General features: G+C 43.5%; 27 protein-coding genes, 7 tRNA genes and 1 pseudogene. 6 read left to right on the top strand and 29 right to left on the bottom strand.

The genetic code is table 11. From position 1 onward, the window contains the following. Nucleotides 1-67 precede the first annotated feature (67 nt). On the bottom strand, nt 68-361 hold the full coding sequence (locus QF06_RS21695; protein ID WP_231573529.1) for a cystatin-like fold lipoprotein: 294 nt from the start codon (nt 359-361) through the stop codon (nt 68-70). Between QF06_RS21695 and QF06_RS01390 the strand changes: the two are divergent. Next, nucleotides 320-1,240: pseudogene (locus tag QF06_RS01390) on the top strand (tyrosine-type recombinase/integrase); the annotation flags it as partial. The gene QF06_RS21695 and the pseudogene QF06_RS01390 overlap by 42 nt on opposite strands. Before the next feature lie 85 nt (nt 1,241-1,325). On the opposite strand, the gene QF06_RS01385 reads toward QF06_RS01390, so the two are convergent. From QF06_RS01385 to QF06_RS01350, 8 genes are all read right to left on the bottom strand, one after another. After that, nucleotides 1,326-1,409, bottom strand: a tRNA-Leu gene (locus QF06_RS01385). A gap of 80 nt (nt 1,410-1,489) precedes the next feature. Next, a tRNA-Leu gene (locus tag QF06_RS01380) sits at nt 1,490-1,571 on the bottom strand. Nucleotides 1,572-1,582: 11 nt separating this feature from the next. Further along, nucleotides 1,583-1,658, bottom strand: a tRNA-Lys gene (locus tag QF06_RS01375). A 28-nt stretch (nt 1,659-1,686) separates the two neighbouring features. Continuing rightward, nucleotides 1,687-1,761: transfer RNA gene (locus QF06_RS01370), tRNA-Gln, on the bottom strand. 11 nt (nt 1,762-1,772) lie between these two features. Beyond that, nucleotides 1,773-1,844, bottom strand: a tRNA-Glu gene (locus QF06_RS01365). Nucleotides 1,845-1,873: 29 nt separating this feature from the next. After that, a tRNA-Ser gene (locus QF06_RS01360) sits at nt 1,874-1,964 on the bottom strand. 4 nt (nt 1,965-1,968) lie between these two features. Beyond that, nucleotides 1,969-2,043 (bottom strand) — tRNA-Asn (locus tag QF06_RS01355). Nucleotides 2,044-2,165: 122 nt separating this feature from the next. Beyond that, on the bottom strand, nt 2,166-2,618 hold the full coding sequence (locus QF06_RS01350; protein WP_003234309.1) for a SprT family protein: 453 nt from the start codon (nt 2,616-2,618) through the stop codon (nt 2,166-2,168). A gap of 103 nt (nt 2,619-2,721) precedes the next feature. On the opposite strand from QF06_RS01350, the gene cmpA reads away from it, so the two are divergent. Beyond that, entirely contained in the window at nt 2,722-2,835 is a 114-nt protein-coding gene (gene cmpA / locus QF06_RS21690; protein WP_003225207.1) for a cortex morphogenetic protein CmpA, read from the top strand. A 9-nt stretch (nt 2,836-2,844) separates the two neighbouring features. On the opposite strand, the gene QF06_RS01345 is transcribed toward cmpA, so the two are convergent. The 14 genes from QF06_RS01345 to acpS form a co-directional block, all read right to left on the bottom strand. Then, nucleotides 2,845-5,004 (bottom strand): Tex family protein, encoded by a 2,160-nt coding sequence (locus QF06_RS01345; RefSeq protein ID WP_041850726.1) that lies wholly within the window; start codon nt 5,002-5,004, stop codon nt 2,845-2,847. 108 nt (nt 5,005-5,112) lie between these two features. Further along, a complete protein-coding gene (gene rsbX, locus QF06_RS01340) occupies nt 5,113-5,712 on the bottom strand; it encodes a phosphoserine phosphatase RsbX (RefSeq protein WP_003246608.1) in 600 nt (199 codons plus the stop codon). Beyond that, nucleotides 5,712-6,500: an RNA polymerase sigma factor SigB gene (gene sigB, locus QF06_RS01335; protein WP_003246715.1), complete on the bottom strand. Its 789-nt coding sequence runs from the start codon at nt 6,498-6,500 to the stop codon at nt 5,712-5,714. The genes rsbX and sigB overlap by 1 nt, the downstream gene beginning before the upstream one ends. Next, entirely contained in the window at nt 6,466-6,948 is a 483-nt protein-coding gene (rsbW, locus tag QF06_RS01330; RefSeq protein WP_003234299.1) for an anti-sigma B factor RsbW, read from the bottom strand. Before rsbW ends, sigB begins: the two co-directional genes overlap by 35 nt. Continuing rightward, complete coding sequence (gene rsbV / locus QF06_RS01325) at nt 6,945-7,274, bottom strand: anti-sigma factor antagonist RsbV (protein ID WP_003234298.1); 330 nt, start codon at nt 7,272-7,274, stop codon at nt 6,945-6,947. Before rsbV ends, rsbW begins: the two co-directional genes overlap by 4 nt. A 61-nt stretch (nt 7,275-7,335) precedes the next feature. After that, nucleotides 7,336-8,343 (bottom strand): phosphoserine phosphatase RsbU, encoded by a 1,008-nt coding sequence (rsbU, locus tag QF06_RS01320; RefSeq protein ID WP_003234295.1) that lies wholly within the window; start codon nt 8,341-8,343, stop codon nt 7,336-7,338. A gap of 11 nt (nt 8,344-8,354) precedes the next feature. Beyond that, on the bottom strand, nt 8,355-8,756 hold the full coding sequence (rsbT, locus tag QF06_RS01315; protein WP_003246640.1) for a serine/threonine-protein kinase RsbT: 402 nt from the start codon (nt 8,754-8,756) through the stop codon (nt 8,355-8,357). 3 nt (nt 8,757-8,759) lie between these two features. Then, nucleotides 8,760-9,125, bottom strand: coding sequence for an RsbT antagonist protein RsbS (gene rsbS, locus QF06_RS01310; protein WP_003225190.1), 366 nt, complete (start codon nt 9,123-9,125; stop codon nt 8,760-8,762). A 4-nt stretch (nt 9,126-9,129) separates the two neighbouring features. After that, nucleotides 9,130-9,954: an RsbT co-antagonist protein RsbRA gene (gene rsbRA, locus QF06_RS01305; RefSeq protein ID WP_009966610.1), complete on the bottom strand. Its 825-nt coding sequence runs from the start codon at nt 9,952-9,954 to the stop codon at nt 9,130-9,132. A gap of 114 nt (nt 9,955-10,068) precedes the next feature. After that, on the bottom strand, nt 10,069-10,419 hold the full coding sequence (ndoA, locus tag QF06_RS01300) for a type II toxin-antitoxin system endoribonuclease NdoA (RefSeq protein WP_003156187.1): 351 nt from the start codon (nt 10,417-10,419) through the stop codon (nt 10,069-10,071). 4 nt (nt 10,420-10,423) lie between these two features. After that, on the bottom strand, nt 10,424-10,705 hold the full coding sequence (gene endB, locus QF06_RS01295; protein WP_003225183.1) for a type II toxin-antitoxin system antitoxin EndoAI: 282 nt from the start codon (nt 10,703-10,705) through the stop codon (nt 10,424-10,426). 115 nt (nt 10,706-10,820) lie between these two features. Beyond that, nucleotides 10,821-11,990: an alanine racemase gene (gene alr, locus QF06_RS01290; RefSeq protein WP_015252766.1), complete on the bottom strand. Its 1,170-nt coding sequence runs from the start codon at nt 11,988-11,990 to the stop codon at nt 10,821-10,823. Nucleotides 11,991-12,103: 113 nt separating this feature from the next. Next, the gene (locus tag QF06_RS01285; RefSeq protein ID WP_072557167.1) at nt 12,104-13,120 is read right to left on the bottom strand and encodes a LolA family protein; all 1,017 of its coding nucleotides are present in this window, start codon (nt 13,118-13,120) and stop codon (nt 12,104-12,106) included. 165 nt (nt 13,121-13,285) lie between these two features. Continuing rightward, nucleotides 13,286-13,651, bottom strand: a complete 366-nt coding sequence (gene acpS, locus QF06_RS01280) for a holo-ACP synthase (protein WP_015252768.1) — start codon at nt 13,649-13,651, stop codon at nt 13,286-13,288. Nucleotides 13,652-13,745: 94 nt separating this feature from the next. Between acpS and QF06_RS01275 the strand changes: the two genes are divergently transcribed. Beyond that, the gene (locus QF06_RS01275) at nt 13,746-14,345 is read left to right on the top strand and encodes a rhomboid family intramembrane serine protease (protein WP_041850724.1); all 600 of its coding nucleotides are present in this window, start codon (nt 13,746-13,748) and stop codon (nt 14,343-14,345) included. Here QF06_RS01275 and QF06_RS01270 read toward each other — a convergent pair. The 5 genes from QF06_RS01270 to QF06_RS01250 form a co-directional block, all read right to left on the bottom strand. Continuing rightward, nucleotides 14,342-15,823 (bottom strand): PH domain-containing protein, encoded by a 1,482-nt coding sequence (locus tag QF06_RS01270; protein ID WP_041850723.1) that lies wholly within the window; start codon nt 15,821-15,823, stop codon nt 14,342-14,344. The genes QF06_RS01275 and QF06_RS01270 overlap by 4 nt on opposite strands. Further along, nucleotides 15,813-16,292 carry a PH domain-containing protein gene (locus tag QF06_RS01265; RefSeq protein ID WP_003234318.1) on the bottom strand — a complete coding sequence of 160 codons (480 nt, stop codon included), beginning with the start codon at nt 16,290-16,292 and terminating at the stop codon, nt 15,813-15,815. The genes QF06_RS01270 and QF06_RS01265 overlap by 11 nt, the downstream gene beginning before the upstream one ends. A 172-nt stretch (nt 16,293-16,464) precedes the next feature. Then, nucleotides 16,465-17,949, bottom strand: coding sequence for a degradosome RNA helicase CshA (gene cshA / locus QF06_RS01260; protein WP_003246685.1), 1,485 nt, complete (start codon nt 17,947-17,949; stop codon nt 16,465-16,467). 399 nt (nt 17,950-18,348) lie between these two features. Beyond that, nucleotides 18,349-19,722, bottom strand: coding sequence for a UDP-N-acetylmuramoyl-tripeptide--D-alanyl-D-alanine ligase (locus tag QF06_RS01255; RefSeq protein ID WP_041850766.1), 1,374 nt, complete (start codon nt 19,720-19,722; stop codon nt 18,349-18,351). A gap of 71 nt (nt 19,723-19,793) precedes the next feature. Then, the gene (locus QF06_RS01250) at nt 19,794-20,879 is read right to left on the bottom strand and encodes a D-alanine--D-alanine ligase (protein ID WP_041850722.1); all 1,086 of its coding nucleotides are present in this window, start codon (nt 20,877-20,879) and stop codon (nt 19,794-19,796) included. A gap of 153 nt (nt 20,880-21,032) precedes the next feature. On the opposite strand from QF06_RS01250, the gene QF06_RS01245 reads away from it, so the two are divergent. Beyond that, nucleotides 21,033-21,353 (top strand): thioredoxin family protein, encoded by a 321-nt coding sequence (locus QF06_RS01245; RefSeq protein WP_003234326.1) that lies wholly within the window; start codon nt 21,033-21,035, stop codon nt 21,351-21,353. Between the two features lie 14 nt (nt 21,354-21,367). Here the strand turns inward: QF06_RS01245 and QF06_RS01240 are convergent, their stop codons facing one another. Further along, a complete protein-coding gene (locus tag QF06_RS01240) occupies nt 21,368-22,240 on the bottom strand; it encodes a cation diffusion facilitator family transporter (protein ID WP_014475869.1) in 873 nt (290 codons plus the stop codon). Nucleotides 22,241-22,487: 247 nt separating this feature from the next. On the opposite strand from QF06_RS01240, the gene QF06_RS20795 reads away from it, so the two are divergent. Continuing rightward, complete coding sequence (locus QF06_RS20795) at nt 22,488-22,652, top strand: Fur-regulated basic protein FbpA (RefSeq protein WP_014478893.1); 165 nt, start codon at nt 22,488-22,490, stop codon at nt 22,650-22,652. Continuing rightward, a complete protein-coding gene (gene fbpB, locus QF06_RS20790; protein WP_080262603.1) occupies nt 22,606-22,785 on the top strand; it encodes a Fur-regulated basic protein FbpB in 180 nt (59 codons plus the stop codon). Before QF06_RS20795 ends, fbpB begins: the two co-directional genes overlap by 47 nt. The last annotated feature ends 22 nt before the right edge of the window (nt 22,786-22,807 follow it).

Here is a 22,807-nt window from a genome sequence, read left to right as displayed (position 1 = left end):
TATAAAAGAAGTATGAATTTTACAATGAGAGAGGTGCCAATGTGGCTCCTCTCAAAAAGTTAAATTTCTACTGTGTTTTTGTTTCTTTTCCTTTAACTTCTTCATAATCAGGTGTTTTCTTATATAAGCCTAAACGATCATGCTCTCCAGTTGCAGGCATATGCTCCATTTCTTCATAATCATTCCCCATCTTCTCATAGTAATCATACGTTGAATAATTGAGCGATCCATCATTATAGAAAGCAAGCTGAATATATTTCCCACCATCATATACACGTATTACTGCATTGTCCCTTTTAACATCATCAGTATCATATCCAACGAGGTGAAAAATATATACCTGGAGAATTGCAAACTTCACAACAAACCTAACTATTATCAGATTCAGTTATACACAATTGATAAACACATTACTCCTCACTTTGTGGATAGTAATATCAAGAAGCTTACCCACACAGAAATAAGACTTTTTCAGAAACAATTAATTGATACAGGGTTATCCAACAAAACTGTTAACAACATAATGATTATCTTAAAGAAGTTATTTGATACTGCAATTAATGAAAAAATTATCAATGCTAATCCATGTGATGGAGTGTCTAATCTTTCAATAACTAAAAAACAAATGAAATTTTGGACTCCTGAGCAGTTTAAAGCATTTATAAAATTAATAGACAAAAACGAAGAGCAGCTTTTTAAAGTATTCTACACAGTTGCTTATTTTACAGGAATGCGCTGTGGAGAAATGCTCGCTTTAACTTGGAATGATGTTGGTAGTGTAAGAAAAGAAATAAATGTGTATAAGTCACTATCCTTTATTAAAGGTGAATATAAAATTACTCCACCAAAGACTAAAAACTCTAATAGACGGATCAGCATTAATCTAAAACTATTTGAAATGTTACTGGAGTGGAAAGAAAAACAAAAAGAAATATTAGAAAGACTTCAAGTTTCAACATCAGAAAACACTTTTATTTTTCAGTATAAAGAGGGTCCAGCAAATAAAGACATCTTTAGCCGAAAAATCAAAACAATTTGTAATCGAGGGGAATTAGAACCGATCCGTCTTCATGATCTGAGACATTCCCATGTCGCATTGTTAATTCATCAAAGAGAAGATTACATCACAATAAAAGAACGTTTAGGACACGCTTCTATCAAAACAACAATTGATGTTTATGGTCATCTCTTTCCTAATAAACAAAAAGAAACTGCTGATAAGCTGGATGAACTATTCTAAACGAGTGGAGTAAAAAGGAGTAAGCCTCATAATAAAAGAGAGCATAAAAAAATACCAAAGGTATCTAAACCCTTGGTATCATTGATGCGGCCGAGAGGACTTGAACCTCCACGGGTTATTCACCCACTAGGCCCTCAACCTAGCGCGTCTGCCATTCCGCCACGACCGCGTGATCATTAAATTGTGTTGTGCTGGTTTAGTAGGCTCTTAACCTAGTAAAACAGATTTGCGTGCACTTTGTAAATAAAGTGCGGGTGAAGGGACTCGAACCCCCACGTCGTAAGACACTAGATCCTAAGTCTAGCGCGTCTGCCAATTCCGCCACACCCGCAAAAAGACAAATGGTGAGCCATGAAGGACTCGAACCTTCGACCCTCTGATTAAAAGTCAGATGCTCTACCAACTGAGCTAATGGCTCTTACTATTAGATTTCAAAAAAATAAAAATGGCTGGGCTAGCTGGATTCGAACCAACGCATGACGGAGTCAAAGTCCGTTGCCTTACCGCTTGGCTATAGCCCAACGAAATGGAATGACCCGTACGGGATTCGAACCCGTGTTACCGCCGTGAAAGGGCGGTGTCTTAACCGCTTGACCAACGGGCCGATGGTTGAGAACTTATATCGAAATCTTATGGCGGAGAAGGAGGGATTTGAACCCTCGCGCCGCTTACGCGACCTACACCCTTAGCAGGGGCGCCTCTTCAGCCACTTGAGTACTTCTCCAATATGGCTCCACAGGCAGGATTCGAACCTGCGACCGATCGGTTAACAGCCGATAGCTCTACCACTGAGCTACTGTGGAATAATGAGACAAGACTTATTATATCAGCCTTGATTTACAGTGTCAAGAGGTAAATATTTTTATTTATCTCTCGTAACGACTTTTATAATGTAACATAGGCTTGCCATATTCGTCAACCTTTTTCACGAAAAAATTCTTTTTATTTTCCCGCGGCATTTTCCGCACCTGTATCTGTCAGGGTTCATGGCGCGCTTCTTTATATACTGTTGGCCGCAGGCCGTACAGATATACATATAAGTTTTTTTGTTTTCCGCTTTTTTCTTAAGGGGTGTACAGAACCTCGGCGCGTTGACTTGCTGCAAAAGCATTCTAAAATCTCTGTCTCTGTGCTTGTACCCTTTTCCTTCAAGGTGGAGGTGATAATGGCAGAGCTCGTGCTTGATAATGCCGATCAGCTCCTCCCTGCCGTGTTCAATCAGATATTTTCTGTTCAATTCAATGTTATGGGAGGTTAACAGGTACCTGCCGCCAGTGGTTTTAAGCCTGTCATTAAAAAGCGCCTGATGGCGGAACGGCTTTTTAAAATACGTTTTAGAAATATCCTCTGTCAGCTTTTGAAGCTCTATATTATCCATAGTGCACCTCACTTAAAAAACATTGAACGGGACAATTCACCGTTCGCATACAATATGGTAATCACCGTCCCTCTTATGATAAAAGCTGAGGAGGAATGAGCCTATGCCAAATTGGCTTAAAAAGCAGATGCAAAAAGCGTTCCTTGAAAAAGATAATTACCAAATTAAACTGCTGAATCAATGCTGGTATTTCTATAGGAAAAAACACTGCTCGTAAGCAGTGCTTTTATTTTACCATAGACAGCGATACTCTGCCTTTTTGTACATCTACGCCGTCAACCCAAACTGTCACAATATCGCCGACAGATACGACATCAAGAGGATGCTTGACGAATTGATTGCTCAATTTTGAGATATGCACAAGCCCGTCTTGTTTGACTCCGATATCAACAAACGCTCCGAAGTCCACTACATTGCGCACGGTGCCCTGCAGTTCCATTCCCTCTTTCAAATCTTCCAGCTGAAGGACGTCTGTTTTCAGCAAAGGCTTAGGCACCTCATCGCGTGGATCGCGTTCCGGCCTTGTCAGCTGTTCACAAATGTCTTTCAGAGTGATTTCGCCGATTCCCAGCTCTTTTGCCGTTTCAGAGAGCGCCAGCTGATTGATTTTGTCCTTCAATTCCGCCGTGCCGATATGTTCTGTTGAAAGTCCGAGTTTTTTCAAAAGCGCTTTTGTTTCTTTATAGCTTTCCGGGTGAATGCCTGTTCTATCCAAAGGCTCTGTCCCTTCCTGCACTCTTAAGAAACCGATACATTGTTCATAGGTTTTCGCACCGAGCCTTGGGATGTCCTTCAGTTCTTTTCGATTTGAAAACTTTCCGATTTCCTCGCGTTTTTTGACAACGTTGCCTGCTACAGACTTCGATAATCCAGCTACATATTGAAGCAGTGCGGCGGAGGCTGTGTTGACGTTTACTCCAACCTGGTTTACGACCGTTTCGACGACAAACCGCAGAGATTCATTTAAGCGTTTTTGGCTGACGTCATGCTGATACTGTCCGACACCAACAGACTTCGGATCGATCTTAACGAGCTCCGCGAGCGGGTCTTGAAGTCTCCGAGCAATAGATACGGCACTGCGCTCTTCAACCTTAAGGTCAGGGAATTCTTCTCTGGCAAGCTCTGAAGCCGAATAGACGCTTGCTCCCGCTTCATTGACGATCACATAATAAATTTTGCGCGGCATGTCTTTGAGTACATTGACGATGAATTGTTCTGTTTCTCTGGATGCTGTGCCGTTTCCGATCGCCACCATCTCGACTTGATACTGCTCAAGAATCTTTTTCACTTTTTCATGGGCTTCTTTTGTTTTGTTGACTGGCGCATGCGGATAGATCACATCAATTTTCAAGACTTTTCCGGTCTCATCTGACACAGCGAGCTTACAGCCAGTTCGAAAGGCTGGGTCAACACCGAGAACGGTTTTGCCTTTCATTGGCGGCTGCAAAAGAAGCTTTCTCAAGTTCTCTGAGAAAATATGAATCGCCTGTTCATCAGCTTTTTCTGAGAGCTCTTTCCTGATTTCACGCTCGATTGCCGGCTGGATCAGCCTTTTATAGCTGTCTTCAATTGTCTCCTGCAAAATCTCTCTTACGGATGTTGAGCGATTTTTGATGATTTGTTTTTCTAAATACGCCTTAATGTGATCCGCAGGCGGTTCGATCGCTACCTTTAAAATGTCTTCTTTTTCGCCGCGGTTCATTGCCAGCACCCTATGCGGAACGACTTTTGCAATTGGCTCTTCATACTCGTAATACATTTCATACACATTTTTCTCATCGGTGTCTGCCGACTTTCCGGCTGCAGACTTAATGGTTCCTCTTTTGAAGGTTTCCTGGCGAATCCACTTTCTGAAGGTCGGCTCGTCTGAGATTTGTTCTGCAATAATGTGCTTGGCGCCTTCAATCGCTTCTTCTCGTGTGAACACTTCTTTTTCTTCGCTGATGTATTGGTCTGCTGTTGCTGCCAGATGATCATCTTGGGGAAGTGTCAGGATATAGTCGGCAAGCGGCTCAAGGCCTTTGCTTTTGGCGACTGTCGCCTTTGTTTTACGTTTTTGTTTATAAGGGCGGTAAAGGTCTTCCACTTCCTGAAGCTTCACCGATTGCTCGATTTTACGTTTTAGATTATCTGTCAGTTTATCCTGCTCTGCAATCAGCCTGATGACTTCTTCTTTTCGCTGATTCAGGTTTTGTATGTATTGCCAGCGTTCAGAAATCGTCTGAATCTGAACCTCATCCATTGAACCCGTCTGCTCTTTTCGATACCGGGCAATAAACGGGACTGTATTGCCGTCCTCAAGCAGGCGGATGACACTTTCAACGTGTTTTTGTGATAAACCTATTTCTTTCGCAATTTGCTGTTTTAAAAGGGCTGACGTTTCCATGTAACCAAAGCCTCCAATTTTGTCGTTCTTTCTCTAGTGTATCAAAAACCGAAAAAAACACATAAAAAAAAGAAGCCGGTATTCCAGCTTCTTCTTGTTCTTATTCTCTTAGGACAGCTGTCCAAGAATATAGGTCAGGTCATCTTTTCTCGATGTCGTATACATTTTCAGCGAATTCGATATTTCTTCTACCGATTGGCCTTTTTTCAAATGGGAGCGGATATCAGGTACGTTGAGTCCATCTGTATGTATAATGAACTTTGAACCCTTTTCATAGGTGGCGGTGTGCGTTTTGTATTTTTGCGGCTTGCCTGATAAATAGCCCGAAATCGGCAGAGGATAAAAGCTTTCACCAGACGGGGAATGCAGAATAAACCGTACATTTCCGACAGAGCAGTACGTAAACTGCCTTTGCTCAAAATTGATTTTCAGGATAGATGCTGTAGCGCCTCTTTTGTTTTTCATCGCCTGATTACAGCGTTCGATAATGCTTTCTACGTCTTCACTCGCATAGTTTTCCACTAAGTCTTTGATGGCTGCAGAGGATTCATTAGCAAGTGATCCACTTCCCAGTCCGTCAGCAACCGCGCAAATTAACTCCTTATCATCAGCTTTCATAAAAAAACTGTCACCGCAAATCGATTTCCCTTCTTTATTCAGTTGATATACTAGAGTTTGAATATGCTCGTTTTCTTCAACCTGGATCATTACATTAACTCCATCGAGGGATCTTCAATCAAGGCCTCTCTGAGCTTCTTCACAGCTTTGCGTTGCAAGCGCGAGACGTGCATTTGAGATATACCGAGAATGTCCCCAGTTTCTTTTTGGCTTTTGTTTTGAATATACGTAAGGTCTATGATTTGTTTCTCACGGTCTGAAAGGACATGAAGCACGCTTTGCAGCATCAATTGCTGGTTGACCCGCTCATATCCGTCCTCCTGTGATCCGACGATATCAAGAATCGTGACAGTGCTTCCGTCCGAATCCGCTTCAATGCTGTGGTCAACGGATAAGGCTTGATAGCTTTTGCCCATTTCCATCGTTTCAAGAACCTCTTCTTCAGAAACATCGAGGAATTCGGCAATCTCTTCGACTTTCGGCGATCTTTGTGTTTCAGTGGTTAGCTGATCAACCGCCATTTTGATTCTCGGACCCAGTTCTTTAATTCGTCTCGGCACATGAACGCTCCATGTTTTATCTCTGAGGAAACGTTTAATTTCACCGATGATTGTCGGGATTGCAAAAGCTTCAAACGATTTGCCGACAACAGGATCGTATCGCTTAATCGCGCCTAGCAGCCCGATCATGCCGACCTGGCGGAGATCCTCGTGGAAGCTTTTGCCTTTTGAGTATTTTTTCGCAAGCATATCAACCAGATTTGTATACACCCGCACAAGCGTTTCCTGCGCTTGTTCATCTTGCTTTGTTTGGTAATCGCTTATGAGCCGATCGACTTCATCTTTAGTTAGTTTCGTAGTTTTTGATGGTTGTGTCATGATCAACTCGCTCCCCATTTAAATACTTTGTCATCGCTACGGTGACGCCGGAGTGGTTTTGCACTCTGACTTCATCCATGAGCGTTTCCATTAAATATAGACCGAGCCCTCCTTCTGATAATTGATCAACTGTGTGCGAAGGTGTGTACGGCCCTAGATCCTGCTGCTTTTGATCAAAGTCAAAGCTGTCTCCTTCATCCGCCACAATAACCTCTAAACGGTCTTCAAACACACCGAATCGTATTGACACTTCCCCATTTTTATCTTCTTTGTAAGCGTGCTGAACCGCATTTGTGCACGCCTCACTGACTGCGATTTTCAAGTCTTCAATTTCATCGTACGTATAGCCCATTCTGCTTGCGACCCCTGACAGCGTCAGTCTTATAATTCCCACATATTCAGGTTGGGCCGGCACTTTCATTTCGATGTAATCAGCATTATTCTTCATTGCACTCCACCTTCTGACTTTGCAGAAATATCAATGATGTCCTTCAAGCCCGTAATGTCAAACAGTCGGATCAGCCGTTCAGAAAGATTTTCAAGTTTCAGCGAACCACCTTGTTTTTTCACCATTTTAAAGGTCCCTACAAAAACGCCCAATCCGGTACTGTCCATGTAGCTGACATCTTTCAGGCAAATTCTTAAGTCAGCTCCTTGTTCTGCCAGAGGAACGAGCTTCTCTCTAAGCACCGGGGCTGAGTATACATCAATTTCTCCTGCAATGTTTACTTGTATATCATTCTCGTTTTGCTTCACATCAACATTTATATTCATTCGTATCACCTCAAATTTTCCTTCAAATCACTAGTTGCTTTATACCCTCGTCTGACAGACGTTAAACCTTTCTCCGCAAAACAATTAACGTAAAATCATCGTGAAGCTGAAAATCCTGCAATTTGAGGAGGCTGTCATAAATGTTTTTGACCATTTCCTGCGCAGAGGAACACATATGTTCCTCAATGAGCTTCTGCAGATCAGGACGCTCCAAGAAACCGTTTTCCGTTCTGCATTCTGTGACGCCGTCAGAAAATAAAACAATCATATCGCCCTTTTCCAGATGCTGATCGAATTGTTTGTAGTCATAGTCCTGCGAGATGCCGAGAACGAGTCCTTTGGCCTCTAAATCGTAAAACGTGTTGTCTTTTTGAGAATAATAGAATCCCGGTTCATGTCCCGCTGAAGCATATGTAAATTGATGCTTGTCCATATTGTAATTCGCATAAAACATCGTAATAAACATACTGGCATCAACGTTTTGTTCAACAACACGATTCAAATTTTTCAGCACTTGAGAAGGGTGTATGCCCGTTTCCGGCAAAGAGTCCATTGCGTATTTAATCATGGACATGCATAAAGCCGCTGGAATGCCTTTTCCGATCACGTCCGCGATTGCGATATTGATGGATTCCTTGTCTTTGACAAAGTGGTAGTAATCACCGCTCATCTGTTTAGCGGGAACACTGATGGCGCCGATATCCAGCGCTTCCTCCTGAGGAACTTTAGTTCCGAGAAGCGTCTGCTGGACATTTGCCGCGATTTCAATTTCTGATTTGATTTCCTGCTGTATCCCTCTAAGGGTTTGATGCTCCTGATAAGCCATTCCATAGCCAATCATGACTTCTATTAAAAAATCCAGCGAATGAAACACATCTTCCGGGAGACTTGGATACAGCTCCTTCAGCACTTTTCTGTGAATGCTGATGATTTCTTCCGGAGGAATTTGGTGCTCGATTGTTTTTCGGCTGAATTTTTGGGCTTGATATAAAGATGTTTCTGTTAATTCGGCTATATATCGACTAAGCAGCTGATGATACCGCTGCTCAATAACCTCCCTAAAATCCACGTTCTTACCTCCTACCGAAGCCATTTGATGGCTTGTATCTCTGTTCCTTCCCCCGCTACGGAATTTAAGCTGAATTCATCCATCAGCCTTTTGACCCCGGGAAGTCCCGCACCAAGTCCTCCAGACGTTGAAAACCCGTCTTCCATGACTTTTCGGATATCAGGAATTCCCGGCCCTTGGTCTTCCGCTATAATTTTCAGGCCTTTTTTTCCTCTGTCTGCGACCTGTTCAATTCCAATCTGCCCTTTGCCGGCATATAAATAAATATTCCTGGCTAATTCTGAAATAGCCGTTGTAATTCTAGCCTGGTCTACCGTGCCGAAACCCAGTTCTTTCGCAACGTTTCGTCCCAACTGTCTGGCGGCCACAATATCCCATTCTGTCATGATTCTTACACAGGATTGGTCGTTCATTCGCTATTCCCCCAATTCCCGCTTCAATGTCTCAAGCCCCTGCTCTAAGTCGAGCGCAGTTTCGATTTCCTCAAGTGCGATTCCAAGTTCAATCAGCGTCACTGCCACAGCAGGCTGAATGCCGGTCAAGACGACTTTAGCCCCCATTAACTTAGACATTGTAATGACGTCGCCCAGCACTTTCGCGATAAATGAATCAATCATATCCACAGATGTCAGGTCAATGACGACTCCGTTAGCACCTGTTTCGTATATTTTATTTAATAAGTCTTCTTGAAAGGTTAATGCTGTTTGGTCATCAAGTTCCCACTGAATGGACACTAATAAGCAATTATACAGTTTCAAGATCGGGATTTTCGGATGTCTCAAAATGTTATTCCCCCAATGAAACGATTTTTCGATCCGTCATTTCCAATGCTGTTTGAATTCCTTTTTGCAGGGTATTCTTAGTTATAACTTGGGATAAATCAATCCCCAAATTGACGATGGTTTGAGCAATTTCCGGGCGGATTCCGGCCAGCAGGCATTTTGCTCCGACAAGCCTTACTGCTTCTGATGCCTGAATAATATGATGGGCAACCATCGTATCGACGACAGGGACACCTGTAATGTCAATCAGCACGACTTGGGAACGGTGTTTGACAACGCCATTAAGAAGATTTTCCATAATTCGTTTCGCGCGTTCGGTATCAATTGTTCCGACAAGAGGCATCACAGTGATATTTTCAAACACCGGGATAAGCGGCGCAGACAGCTCTTGCAGCGCGATTTTTTGCAGAGATACTGTTTTTTCCCATGAGATTGAGTATTGATTAAAAATTTCTGTGTTAATCGGGCTGAAAAAGCGGTCAATCTGCCAGATTAATTCCGTGCTCTCTTGATCTGGCAATCTCTTATCATTCATTTTCGTGTAGAGACGCTTCCAGAATTCAGCAAGCGCAGTAGCCAAAAACTTCATAGACAGTCCGATTTGGACCGCTCGAAGCGCCAGTTCGCTGATTTGGCTTTCAGCAGCGTTTTCGTCCTTAACAGACAGCAGCAGAATGTCGATATATTCTTTAGATATATTTTCATACACTTGGTCAGTCAGCTGATAGGATTCTTGCTCGCTTAATTCTTTTAGTGTGTCAGTCCACAATTGGAGCAGTTCATTTTGATTTTCGGCAATGAACTGGTATACAGTCTGATTCGACATCAAATTCGCTTACCTCCCAATAAAAAACAACATATTTTTTCGTTATTTCACTATTATATCGTTTATGTTTTTTGAAAACAAAAAAAGTTGCTCTATTTGAGCAACCTGCAAATATGTCTAAAAATCAATGAGTGCCAAACTGATTTGTAAGGCTTCATCAACCTTATCCATCATTTCATCATCCAGATGAGTAATCTTATCCGTTAACCTTTGCTTGTCAATCGTCCGAATTTGCTCCAGCAAAATAACGGAATCTCTTTCAAAACCGTAGCGTTTTGCATCGATTTCGACGTGGGTTGGTAATTTCGCTTTCTGTATTTGTGCTGTTATGGCTGCAACAATAGCAGTTGGGCTGAAGCGATTTCCGATGTCATTTTGGATCACTAAAACCGGGCGCACCCCGCCTTGCTCTGAGCCAACAACAGGAGATAAATCAGCAAAATAAACATCGCCGCGTTTCACAATCAAATGATTATCCTCCGCTGACTAAGCGCTCAACTGTCGTTTCAGCCTCGCACTCCGCAAAGTGAGCCTCAGAAGAAATATTCAGGTTGATTTTCGCCATTTCCATATAGCCGCGTCTCATCAAATCACGGTTGTGACGAGTTGTTCGTTCGCTGACATACGCTCTCACTGCTTGTGATATCAGTTCGTTTCTGCTTCGTTTCTCCCGCATCGCTACACCATCCAATTCAGCTACTAGGTTTTCGGGCAAGCTGATTTTCATTTCGGTTCTTGCGCTGGATTCAGACAAAAAACATACACCTCCACCAAACTTACGGATACGACTCTTTTATCCATCCAGTGATAATGATACCATTATTCACTCTTCAAGCAAAGCTGTTTTATGAATTCTCCATTTAGGTAAGTTAATTGCTTGTATTTACCTGCAATAAAGGATTTCTTACTTCCATTATACTCCCATTTTCCAAAAACATACGGGGAACACGGGAACTTATTGTACAGGCCACTTCGTAGTTAATGGTTTCGAGCCTTCCTGCAATCTCATCCATGGAAATATATTCATCCCCCTGCCGGCCTATTAATGTGACTTTTGTGCCCGGCGGATATTCCTGATCCAGCTCCACCATAAATTGGTCCATGCAAATTCGGCCGGCAATTTTCAAGCGTTTTCCCTTCACAAGGATGTCAGTCCCTTTCAATTTTCGGAGCCAGCCGTCCGCATAGCCTACAGGCACCGTCCCGATCCATGTGTCTTTTTCTGCTGTGTACTCGGCTCCGTAGCTGACGCTCTCGCCTTTTCTGATCAGTTTGACATGCGACAGCGTCGAATGCAGGGTAAATGCCGGACGCAGCTGAAACGGTATCTCGTCCGAAATATCAGCAGACGGGCGAAGGCCATACATGCCGATGCCGAATCTGACTGCATTAAAAAAGCCTTTTTTCAGCCGGAGTCCGGCGGCGCTGTTCGCGCAGTGGACCATCAGATTCTTTAACGGCAGCGGAGCAATCAGCTCTTTAAAACGCTCAAACTGCATTAAGAAATAGCCTCTTTCTTTTTCATCCGCTGTCGCAAAATGGGTAAATACCCCTTTGCACTTTAAACGAGGGTTGCGGTCAAGAATGGCCATCACGTTCTGAACTTCTTCCTCTGTTTTTACACCAAGCCTGTTCATCCCCGTATCGACCTTCAGATGAAAATGAAGAGAACCTTTTTTCGTGTGGCGGGCTGCCTCCTGAAGCCATTCAACAGAATAACCTGTTAAGGTCACGTCATACTCAGCAGCGATTGCCACATACTCTGGGGGAACCGCGCCAAGCACCAATATAGGCGCCTTCAAGCCCTTTTTGCGCAGTGAAATCGCTTCATCCAAAATAGCCACGGCCAAGCATGAAGCACCTGCGTCAAGAGCAGCCTTTGCTGTTTCTGCATCACCATGCCCGTAGGCGTTTGCTTTCACAACTGCCATCAGGTGGACATGTTCACCGATATGTTTTTTCATATTGCTGACATTTTCCTTTATCGCGGACAAGTCAATTTCCGCCCACGTATCTCTGTAAAAAGGTTTTGTGCTCATTACGACACTTCCTAGCTTTTATTCAATATCATTTACATATCATACTAAAATTAAAGGCTAAAGGGAAACGATGTCTAACGAAAAAAAGGCCAAATCATGTTTGGCCTTTGTTGTTATTTCGATGATTGTCCCTGCATGCTTTTTGCTACTGTCACCATTTCCTCTTTAGAAAGATCTTTAGAAGAGAGAAGGTAATCTACGCCTTCATATGTCCATGACAATGATGCATCCGACAAGGCGCCGATGGTGTAGCCGAGATTTACCGGTTCGCCGTTCAGCGTAACGGAGGAGGAAGCCTTGGCAATCTGGGCTTTTTCCTGAATTAACGTAAATGATTTTTCTCCTCCGTACGTCATGATGATGCGCTTCCCGTCTTCAGTAGATATATCTTTTTCTTCAAGCAGCTTGACGCCAAGCGGCAGTTCCAGCGGCGTTTTGACCGCAAATGTATCGGAAGGCTTTGCGCTTGTGGCAACATCCATTTGAGAAAGAGTCATATTTTTCTTTTCGTCAAATGATTCTTTATCAAATTGTTTATTAAATTCAAAGCTGCTGAATTCTACTTTGACCATTACTTTCCGGTCAGTATCCATCACTTTGACAGATGACGGGCTCATATCTTTTTTGTTAAATGTGATTTCTTGCGTAGGCAGCATTTTGTTATGCTGATAATTTGTTTTTGTTTCAAATACGTATTTCTTTTCTTTCGCTGTGAAAACTGCATCCGAATCGTTTTGAACATCCTTTACGAGCGATTCAAACAGATAAACCTGGCTGCTGTTGTTCGGCCAATCGCTTTGAAATCTGAAGCTCTTATTTAAAGACGGCGTGAGAACGAATACTCCGTTTTCATTTCGTAAAATGACTTGGTTTTGGTCCTTTTTCGGATTTTCTAAATAAACTCTGTACAGAGACGGCTTTTTGTGCCAGATTTCTACATTGTATACTTGAGGCTCACTCCCTGTCTCGATGGTCATTTTCGCTTTTGCTTTGTACGAGGTGTATTCTTTCGCCTTTTCATCTAACCCGGCCACAATATCTTGCTGTGTTTTTTGCCCGCAGGCAGAAAGAATAAGAACAGCAAGCAGTCCCGTTAAAAGCAAAACAAAGCTTTTTCTCACCTTTTTCAACCCCTTTTTCTCAATTGATGTAAAAGGAAGAAATCGCTTGTTTGACTTTAACGGTACGCTCGGTACACGTTTAGGCAGAACAGATGCGTACCATAAAAGCCTCAAACAACTTGTCTCCCTTAATGCACTATCAAATATATGAGTGGGGTTTCCCTAATATGCAGACTAGCTTGACAACCTTTCAATCACAACCTGCGCGGCAGCGTATTCTTTTGTATGAGTGATTGATACGTGAACGGCAGCCTGGCTCAGTTTCGTGCAAATGATATAGGGCTTGCCATTTTGGTCTTTCCTAATTTCAATGTCCTGAAAGCTGAGCTGTCTCCCAATGCCGGTGCCAAATGCTTTCGAGAAAGCTTCTTTTGCCGCGAATCTGCCCGCGAGAAATTCGATTTTTCTTTTCTCTGAAAGCTCATAGTATTGGTCAAGCTCGCTTCGCGTCAAAATCCGCTCGGCAAACCTTTTCTGGCGCCCAGCCATAGAGGCGATCCGTTTAAGCTCGGTAATGTCCAGCCCAATGCCGTAAATCATGTATGATAACCTCCTTTGCGTACGTACTATTTAAATGGTTTGTCTCATAAACGTGTTACTATAGATATACCAAAATGAAGAAAAGGGGCTCGGAATGTTTATACGGACTGAAAATTTTCAAACATTTATCAGGCTTTACCCCGTTGTCACCTTTATATTGGCTTTGCAAGCTGTTCTCTGGCTGTTTTTTTCACTTCCTGCCCATTCAGTCGTGTTATGGAGGGATACCGTCACAGGCTATAATCTAGGTGTCGCAAACGGTGAATGGTGGCGGCTTATCACACCGATTTTGCTGCACGCCGGTTTCACACATCTGCTGTTTAATTCCATGTCCATCTTTTTATTTGCCCCGGCTTTGGAACGCATGCTGGGAAAAGCGCGTTTCCTTCTTGTATACGCCGGCTCCGGCATCATCGGCAATATTGGCACTTATGTTACAGAGCCGCTTGATTACGTGCATGTCGGGGCTTCAGGCGCCATTTTCGGGCTATTTGGCGTATACCTGTTTATGGTTCTTTTTCGCAATGAGTTAATTGGGCAGGAGCATTCCAAAATGATCATCACACTGCTCGCATTTGCCATTCTCATGTCGTTTATCAACTCCAATATTAACATGATGGCCCATTTGTTTGGACTATGCGGCGGGTTTCTTCTTTCGTTTTTATGCGTGCAAAAAAAAGAGCGGCGGTATTAACCGTCCGCTTTTTCATATGAGTACCACTTTAAAATGAAGGCTGCATCCTCTTCACCTACATCCCTCACCGTTAATTCTTCCATATGGCTCGATGATTTCACCGAAGTAGAAATGGTATACAAGCGGCCTTTCTTTTGGAAATAGGATTGGCTGAACTTGCAGACCTGCATTCGTTTTTTCAGTACAATGGCGGTTGTTCTGCCTATAAATCTAGACGTCAGCTGAAGACGGTCCCCGTTGATCGTCCATGCAGCCTCTTTATACGCGAGATAGCCGAAGAGCAATTCTATCGGCAGCAGGATCACTGACAGATAGCCCCATGGCTGAAAGAAGATACATAACGGGATGATCAAAAAGAGTGAAAAAATGACAGAACGGAACAAATAGCGTTTCAACGCGCGCCGCGGCAGGCGGCGGCAGTTTTCTTCCAGCGTATATTCCGGTGTAAATGTTCGGAGCATGTGCGGAAGCTTTTTTTTATGAATCATTGGAAAGAGAATGGTCAAAGCGCCTTCTTCTTTTTCCCGGTCGCCGCCTCCTGCGCTGACGATGGACACCGTTACAAATCCGAAAAGCTGGCGAATGATATTTTCTTTGATTTTAATGGCTTGTATTTTCCGCAGCGGAATCGTGACTTGATGTTTTTCAATAATTCCCCTTGAAATCACCAGTTCCTGTTCTTTTTTTATGATTTGAAAGTTCGCGTATCTAAACATCATGCCCGCGATGCTGAAAATCCAGGCGATAAATAAACCGATAAAAATGAGTACCGCGTAAATACCAATACTGGCGTGCTGAAGGAAGGAAAATTTATCGAATAACCAATCCATCGGCAGCACTTCATCAAGCTGGGAAATAAGTGCAAATACAGCGGAGATAATGACTCCGATTCCGCCGGAGGTAGAAGCGGCCATGAGCAATTCTTTCGCGTTCATGCGATAGTGCTCTTGCACCTCAACGGACGGATCCAACTCCTCTTCAGCTTCAAGCCGTTCTTCATCAAGTTCATTTTCTCGTCTTTGCGCTTTTTTCTTAAAGACAGCTTCTTTGATGCGTTCCGCTTCTTCAACAGAAATAGCAGAAAGGACGGCTTCTGCCTCTTTGCCTCCTCCTGCTGTTTCAATTTGCAGCTTTACAAGCTTAAAGATTTGCTGGACAAGGCCCGCGCTCGTATTCATTGTTTGAATCCGATCAATCGATATGTATCGCTTTTTCGTAACAAATAAGCCTTCTTCAATTCTAAATTCATCATCTTCAATTCGATAGGTAAACCTTCTCCATTTGATAATGCTTGCCGCTACAAGCCAGATGAACAGCACACCGAGCGCAATGGCTCCGTAAAAACGGACAGTATGGTTTGAATTGACAATATACACAAAAAAGAATGGCAGAATGATATTTTTTATCGTTTGAATAATGGTATGGCATAAATTCAAAATGACTGCTGCCGGGTGCAGGCGTTTCGGTTCAGACATCATCGTCAGTCACCCTCGCCAGACGGGAAATGGAGTCTCTCAGCCGATCCGCTTCCTCCATCTCTAAAGCGGGGATCGAATGAACGGTCGCGGCCGTGGAAATTTTCACCGTTGCCAGGTTGTATTTTTTTAATAATGGCCCTTGTGACGTATCGACGTGCTGAACTCTAACCATCGGAACAATCACACGTGTCACCACAAAAATACCTGACTGAATATCTATTTCATGTTCATGGACTTCATATCGCCACACCTTATGACGGACCTTCGGAATGATAAAGACCGTCACAATCGATCCCAGCAGCCAAACTGCGCCGAGCACGCCGCTGATCCAGTACGGCCAATGAAAATAATAGCTTAACACTGCAACTGCAATGACAATAAGCAAGCAAACAGCAGATATGATGATCTCTTGAAGTCGCCAAACCTTTAATCCGTCTGGACTGATTTGGTTTTTTGGCTGCTCTCTCAAAAATACCTACCTCCCTTTTTTTCGTCGTTATTTATACGTCTCTTTTACAGAAAGGTTTCATTCTTAAGCATACAGAGAAAAATGGCTTCCGTCAGCTGAAAGTTTGCTGAATAACAAATCGCGAACATAAAAAAGCCCAAAACATCATGTTTTGGGCTCTGAATCGATCAAATTAGTAAGATTTTTTCTGGCGTCTGTCACCTGAAGAACGGCGATCGTTTGAACGCTTTTTGTCATAGGAAGAACGGTTGTTGCTTTTCCCTTTTCCGCCGCGGTAGCCGCCGCCTTGACCGTCTCTGCGTTTAGAAGAGCGCTGGTTCTTGTAGCGTTTGCTGACCATCGGCGCTTCGTCTGTTAAGCGAACCGGTGTGTCGTCTGGCTCTTTTGTAGCCATTTTGATAGCCGCCGCAACCACTGTTACTGCATCATGATCTTCAAGCAGCTCAGCTGCCGCTGTCATGTAGAAGTTCAGGTTGTTTTCACTGATTGTTGTGCGAAGACGTTCAACAGTAACCTGTTGCTGGCCTTCTAACGCTTCATCAAGTGTAGGCTCCTTCATGCGGTCCATTTTGCGTTTTGTTGTTTGTTCAATTGCGCGAAGCATGCTTTTCTCACGCGGTGTAATGAACGTCATCGCCATACCTGTTTTTCCTGCACGGCCCGTTCTTCCGATACGGTGAACGTAGCTTTCAGGATCTTGAGGCACGTCGAAGTTGTATACGTGTGTGACACCTGAGATATCAAGTCCGCGAGCGGCAACATCAGTTGCGACTAGAACTTCGATTGCGCCTTCTTTAAATTTACGAAGCGCAACCATACGTTTCGCCTGCGTTAAGTCACCGTGAATTCCTTCAGCTGCATATCCGCGAAGGTTCAGGGCTTCTGCCAGCTCATCGACACGGCGTTTTGTACGTCCGAATACGATCGCAAGCTCAGGAGACTGAATGTCAAGAAGGCGAGTCAGTGTATCGAATTTTTTGCGTTCTTGCACTTCCAAATAGAACTGCTGAATGTTAGAAACCGTCATTTCTTTCGCTTTTACTTTTACGTGTTCCGGCTCAGTCATAAAGCGCTCTGCAATGCGTTTGATCGGCGCAGGCATTGTGGCAGAGAACAGAAGTGTCTGATGCTCGCTTGGCACGTTTGAAAGGATAGATTCAATATCGTCAATGAATCCCATGTTCAGCATTTCATCCGCTTCATCCATTACAACGGTATTTACATTGTTTAAACGAATGGTGCGGCGGTTGATGTGGTCAAGAAGACGTCCAGGTGTTCCGACAATAATATTCGGATTCTTCTTTAACGCCCGGATTTGCCGTCCAATATCCTGTCCGCCGTAAATAGGAAGAACCTTCGCACGTTTATCTTGTCCGATTTTATACAATTCTTCAGATACTTGAATGGCTAATTCACGGGTTGGCGCGATTACGATTGCTTGAATATTAGGAGACTCGGGGTTAATTTTTTCAACAAGGGGTATACCAAACGCAGCTGTTTTACCTGTACCTGTTTGCGCTTGTCCAATGACGTCTTTATTTGAAAGTCCGAGCGGTATCGTTTGTGCCTGAATCGGTGTTGCTTCTTCAAATCCCATACGATTAATTGCTTTCATGAGATCAGAACTTAAATTAAAATCTTGAAACGTTATAGTCAAATTATTCAAACTCCTTCTAATTGCTGTTTCAGTAATGTCGTGATTTACCACTTATAAAACTGCCCTTTAGACAAGAAGGACAGGATCCATCCGTATACAAAGCCCGAATTACTTTAAGTTTTATCTTACCATTACACTATTTGTTTTTCAATAAGATGAGAAGCAGATCGGCATCTCGAATATGCCGGCTGCTGCTCCATCCGCTCCCAAGAATCCAGCGGAGAACTTCGGGTCACGATGAAAAGTCCGGACGAATATGTTCGTATCGCGAAATAACCTATATATATTGTATCATAGCCGCAGCCGGCCAGATATACATAATTTTCGGCCGGCATACATTAGTGTTTGCATATCAGGTTATTTTATGATGCAATATGCGTTTTTTCGCAAAATATTTTCTTATGAAAGCGGGCTCTCTATTAAATCTTTAACGATTTCTTCAAGCTTCATACCTCTGGACGCTTTGAATAAAATCAAATCGCCTTTTGATGCGTTTCCCTTCACAGCTTGGAGGAGATCTTTTTTCTCAGTGTAATGGCTGACGCGGCCTTTCTCAAAGTGTTTCAGGGCGCCTTCCGCGATAAAAGCTCCCAGTTTTCCGTACGTAAAGACGCGGTCAATTTTATCAGGGCTGATCACAGCGCCGCACTCTTTATGGAACGTTTCTTCAAGATCGCCGAGCTCAAGCATATCACCGAGCACGAGCATTTTTTTGCCGTAGCCTTCGAGGCTTTCTGTCAATTGAATTGCAGCTTTCATGGAAGTCGGGCTCGCATTATAAGCGTCATTGATTATCGAAAGGCCGCTGTCTGTTTTGATGAGTTCAAGTCTCATCCCGGTTACCTTTAGGCCGCTCAGTCCTTTTGCCGCATCCTCAGGCGCGATGCCAAAATAAGCCCCTGCAGCAATCGCTGCCATGGCGTTCATCACATTGTGCTTGCCGAGTATCGGAATAAAAAACGTGTTTTCTATCCCTTTGATTGTAAAATGGGTTCCTTCCTCACTCTGGCTGACATCCTGAAGCTGATAATCATTATGCGTTCCCGTACCGTACGTTTTCGTCTGGCAGCTGTATGCATTTTGAAGGAGCGGCTCGTCCCCGATATAAATCAGCACTCCGTCTTCTTTAAGTCCGTTAATGATTTCAAGCTTCGCCTCCGCGATGCCCTCTCTAGAGCCGAGGTCTTGCATATGCGATTCGCCGATATTCGTAATCACTGCCGCATCCGGGTTTGCCAGGCGGCTCAAGAGGTCAATTTCTCCTTTGGCGCTCATTCCCATCTCCAATACGGCGATCTCCGTATTTTCAGGCATCGCTAAAACTGTCAGCGGCAAACCGATATGATTATTGAAGTTTCCTCCAGTTTTGTGGACACGGTACTGGGTCCCCAGTACGGCGTGAATCATATCTTTTGTTGTCGTTTTGCCATTGCTTCCGGTTACTCCGATGACACGCGTGCCAAGCTCCTGCAAATAGGCTTTTGCAAGTTGCTGAAGTGCAGTAAGGGTATCGTCCACTAAAATGACGGCGTGATTCTCGGGCGGATTTGGTACTGACCGATCCCAAAGAACAGCCGCTACACCAGCTTCAAAAGCCTGCTCCACAAAAGAGTGGCCGTCAAAACGTTCCCCTTTCAGCGGAATGAAGAGCTGATGTTGTTCCAGTTTTCTTGTATCGGTTGCCACTCCATGAATGACTGTTTGTTCATATTGCGGATTTGTTAGTGTGCCTTTAACCATTTCGGCAATGTTTTTTACTGTTCGCTTAATCAAGTAAGGTCCCTCTCTTTCTTTTGTATATACGGGAAAAAACACTGCCCTTTTACCGGCAGTGTCCTTCTTCATTAGAATGTATGCTTAATCAATTGTTTTTCAGCGTGGCGTTCTTTTGCAAGCTCCACAAGCTGTTCAATCAGGTCAGCATATTCCACTCCGGCTTCTTTCCAGAGCAGCGGGAACATGCTGAAAGGTGTAAAGCCAGGCATTGTGTTGACTTCATTGATCAGAACTTCGCCGTCAGCTGTCAGGAAAAAGTCCGCTCTGACGAGTCCTGAACCGTCGATCGCTTTAAACGCTTTGATCGCCATATCACTGATTGTAGCGTATTCCTCATCGGTCACAATCGCCGGAATCATAAGATCAGTATCTCCATCCTCATATTTCGCTTTGTAATCGTAGAAATCTGTCTTCGGTGCGATTTCTCCCACAACAGAGCATTTAGGATCGTCATTTCCAAGAACGCCGATTTCGATCTCGCGGCCGTTAATTCCTTCTTCAACGACGACTTTGCGGTCATATTGGAAAGCAAGCTCAAACGCTTTTTGCAGTTCTTCACGGTTTCGGCATTTGCTGATTCCGACACTTGAGCCGAGGTTCGCCGGTTTTACGAAGCAAGGGTAGCCTAATTCCTGTTCAACCTCCTCACAGCTTTCTTTCGGAGAACGAGTCCAGTCTTTCTTAAGGAAAGCTGCGTATTTAGCCTGAGCAAGGCCGGCCTGAGCAAATAAATGTTTCATGACAACTTTATCCATGCCAGCTGAGGAAGCAAGCACTCCGTTGCCGACATAAGGAATGTTCAACAGCTCGAGCATTCCCTGGATCGTACCGTCTTCTCCGTTCGGTCCGTGGAGGAGCGGGAATACGACGTCGATGGCTTCATTTTGCTGTGACGCTTCCTGCGGAAACATCTCCTGGTTCAGGGCAGCTGGAGAAAAAGCATTGCCTCCTTGCTCAAATTGAAGCATTTTCACGTTTGAAACAGGCTCAGTTAAACGGGCGCCTCTAACCCATTCGCCTTTTTCTGTTATATAAATCGGATGTATATCAAACTTCTCAGTATTTAGCGCTTTGATTACAGCCAGAGCCGTCTGCAGGGAAACATTATGTTCTGCCGACTTTCCTCCGTACACTAATCCTAGACTTGTTTTCAATGGATACTCCCCCCACTACAATTCATCTTTACTATCTTATCATTTTCACCGGAAAATGATCTAATTATTTTTGGGCATGCTGATGTTGAATGCATTTGTATGTAATTCCTTTTTATTTTATATTAAAATGGCATTGAAAAGGAGATGTGACATATGAAAAAAATCACGACAAACGAACAATTTAATGAACTGATTCAATCTGATAAAGAAATCATTGTAAAGTTTTATGCTGATTGGTGCCCAGACTGCACACGCATGAATATGTTCATCGGCGATATTTTGGAAGAGTACAACCAAAACGATTGGTATGAGCTGAATAAGGACGAGCTTCCTGACCTGGCTGAAAAATACCAAGTAATGGGCATTCCCAGCCTGCTTATTTTCAAAAATGGTGAAAAAACAGCTCACCTTCACAGCGCCAATGCCAAAACGCCTGAAGAAGTGACTGAATTTTTATCTGAACATATAAGCTAATTCGTTAAACACCCTTATTTTATGTCGTCAGGCTCTACATGAACATGAACATGAGTGACATCGTGTTCATGTTTTATTTTGTCTTCTACTTCATCCGCCACTCCATGGCCTTCTTCTACTGTAAGCTTCGGATCAACCGTAATGACCATCTCGATATGAACTGTACTGCCTAAATACCTCGCTTTCACATCCTTTAGGCGATGCACATTTTCGATCCTGCCGACGGTCTGTTTGTAAGGCTCAAGATCTTTTAAATGGAAGCCGTCTGTTAAGGAATGTGAAGCGTCTTTAAAGATATCCCACGCTGTTTTGCAAATGATGATGCCGATGATAAAAGCCGTTACCGGATCAATCCACGGCAGCTTCAGCTGGGACGAAAAAACACCGATAAACGCGCCGGCACTTACAAAAGCGTCTGACCTGCTGTCCTTTGCCGCTGCCATCAGGGCAGAGCTTTTAATGGACGCTGCCAGCCTTTTGTTATATAAATAGATGCCATACATAAACACAGCACTGCCTAACGCCGTCCATGCCGCGATAAGATTTGGCGTTTCCGTTGTGCCGCCCGCAATCGCTTTTCCTCCGCCGATTAACACTTCAATGCCGACTGCCATCATAATAAAAGACGCAACAAGAGACGAAATTGTTTCAGCCCGATAATGGCCGTATGGATGATCGCTGTCTGCCGGTCTTTGAGAAATCCGCAATCCTATCAGCACCGCTACTGACGCAACAATATCTGTTCCATTATTTAACCCGTCTGCTCTCAGCGCTTCAGAATGATATAGAATCCCGATAACTAGCTTTACAACAGCAAGGATGACATATGCAAAAATATTGAGGAGCGCCCCTTTTTCTCCCTTTTTCAGATTTTCTGTCCGCTCCATTGAATACCAGCCTCCATTCTATTACATAGTATGGTTCAAAACATGAAAAATAGCAGGGTGCGTTCAATGAAGCGGAATATTTCGACAGCAAATTATTGCCCGGGAAACTTTTTGTCGATTTGTTGAATGTTTGTAAATTGGCGAAAGAATAGGACTGTTTTCACCTTTACAGGCTAACGCGGACATTGTATACTGAAGTTAATTGATAATGATTATCAATATCGTTTGATTGGAGGTTGGTGACACAATGACACCTCAGTCTGCAGAAATCAGAAAAAAACAGCTCATTCATCTGTTAATACAGAATGGTATATACAAAAAGTCAAAGCGTCATCTGTATGAATTGTCGCTGACGGAGTTAGAAAGTGAATACAACCATGTCAGGAGGGCACCGGAGCATGCCGAAGCGTAAAGTGAAAACTTACCAACAGCTGATCCAGGAAAACAAAGAGGCGATTATGGGCAATCCAAAGCTGATGAACGTTATTTATGACAGGATCGACCGCAAGCATCAAAAAAATCTGCAAGAGCAAAACAATACATAAAAAGAGCCGGCTAGGCTCTTTT

It is taken from the genome of Bacillus sp. YP1 (assembly GCF_000877815.1).
GTDB lineage: Bacteria > Bacillota > Bacilli > Bacillales > Bacillaceae > Bacillus > Bacillus subtilis.
Note: the sequence above shows the minus strand (reverse complement) of the source record. Positions and strands in the feature narration are given on the sequence as shown.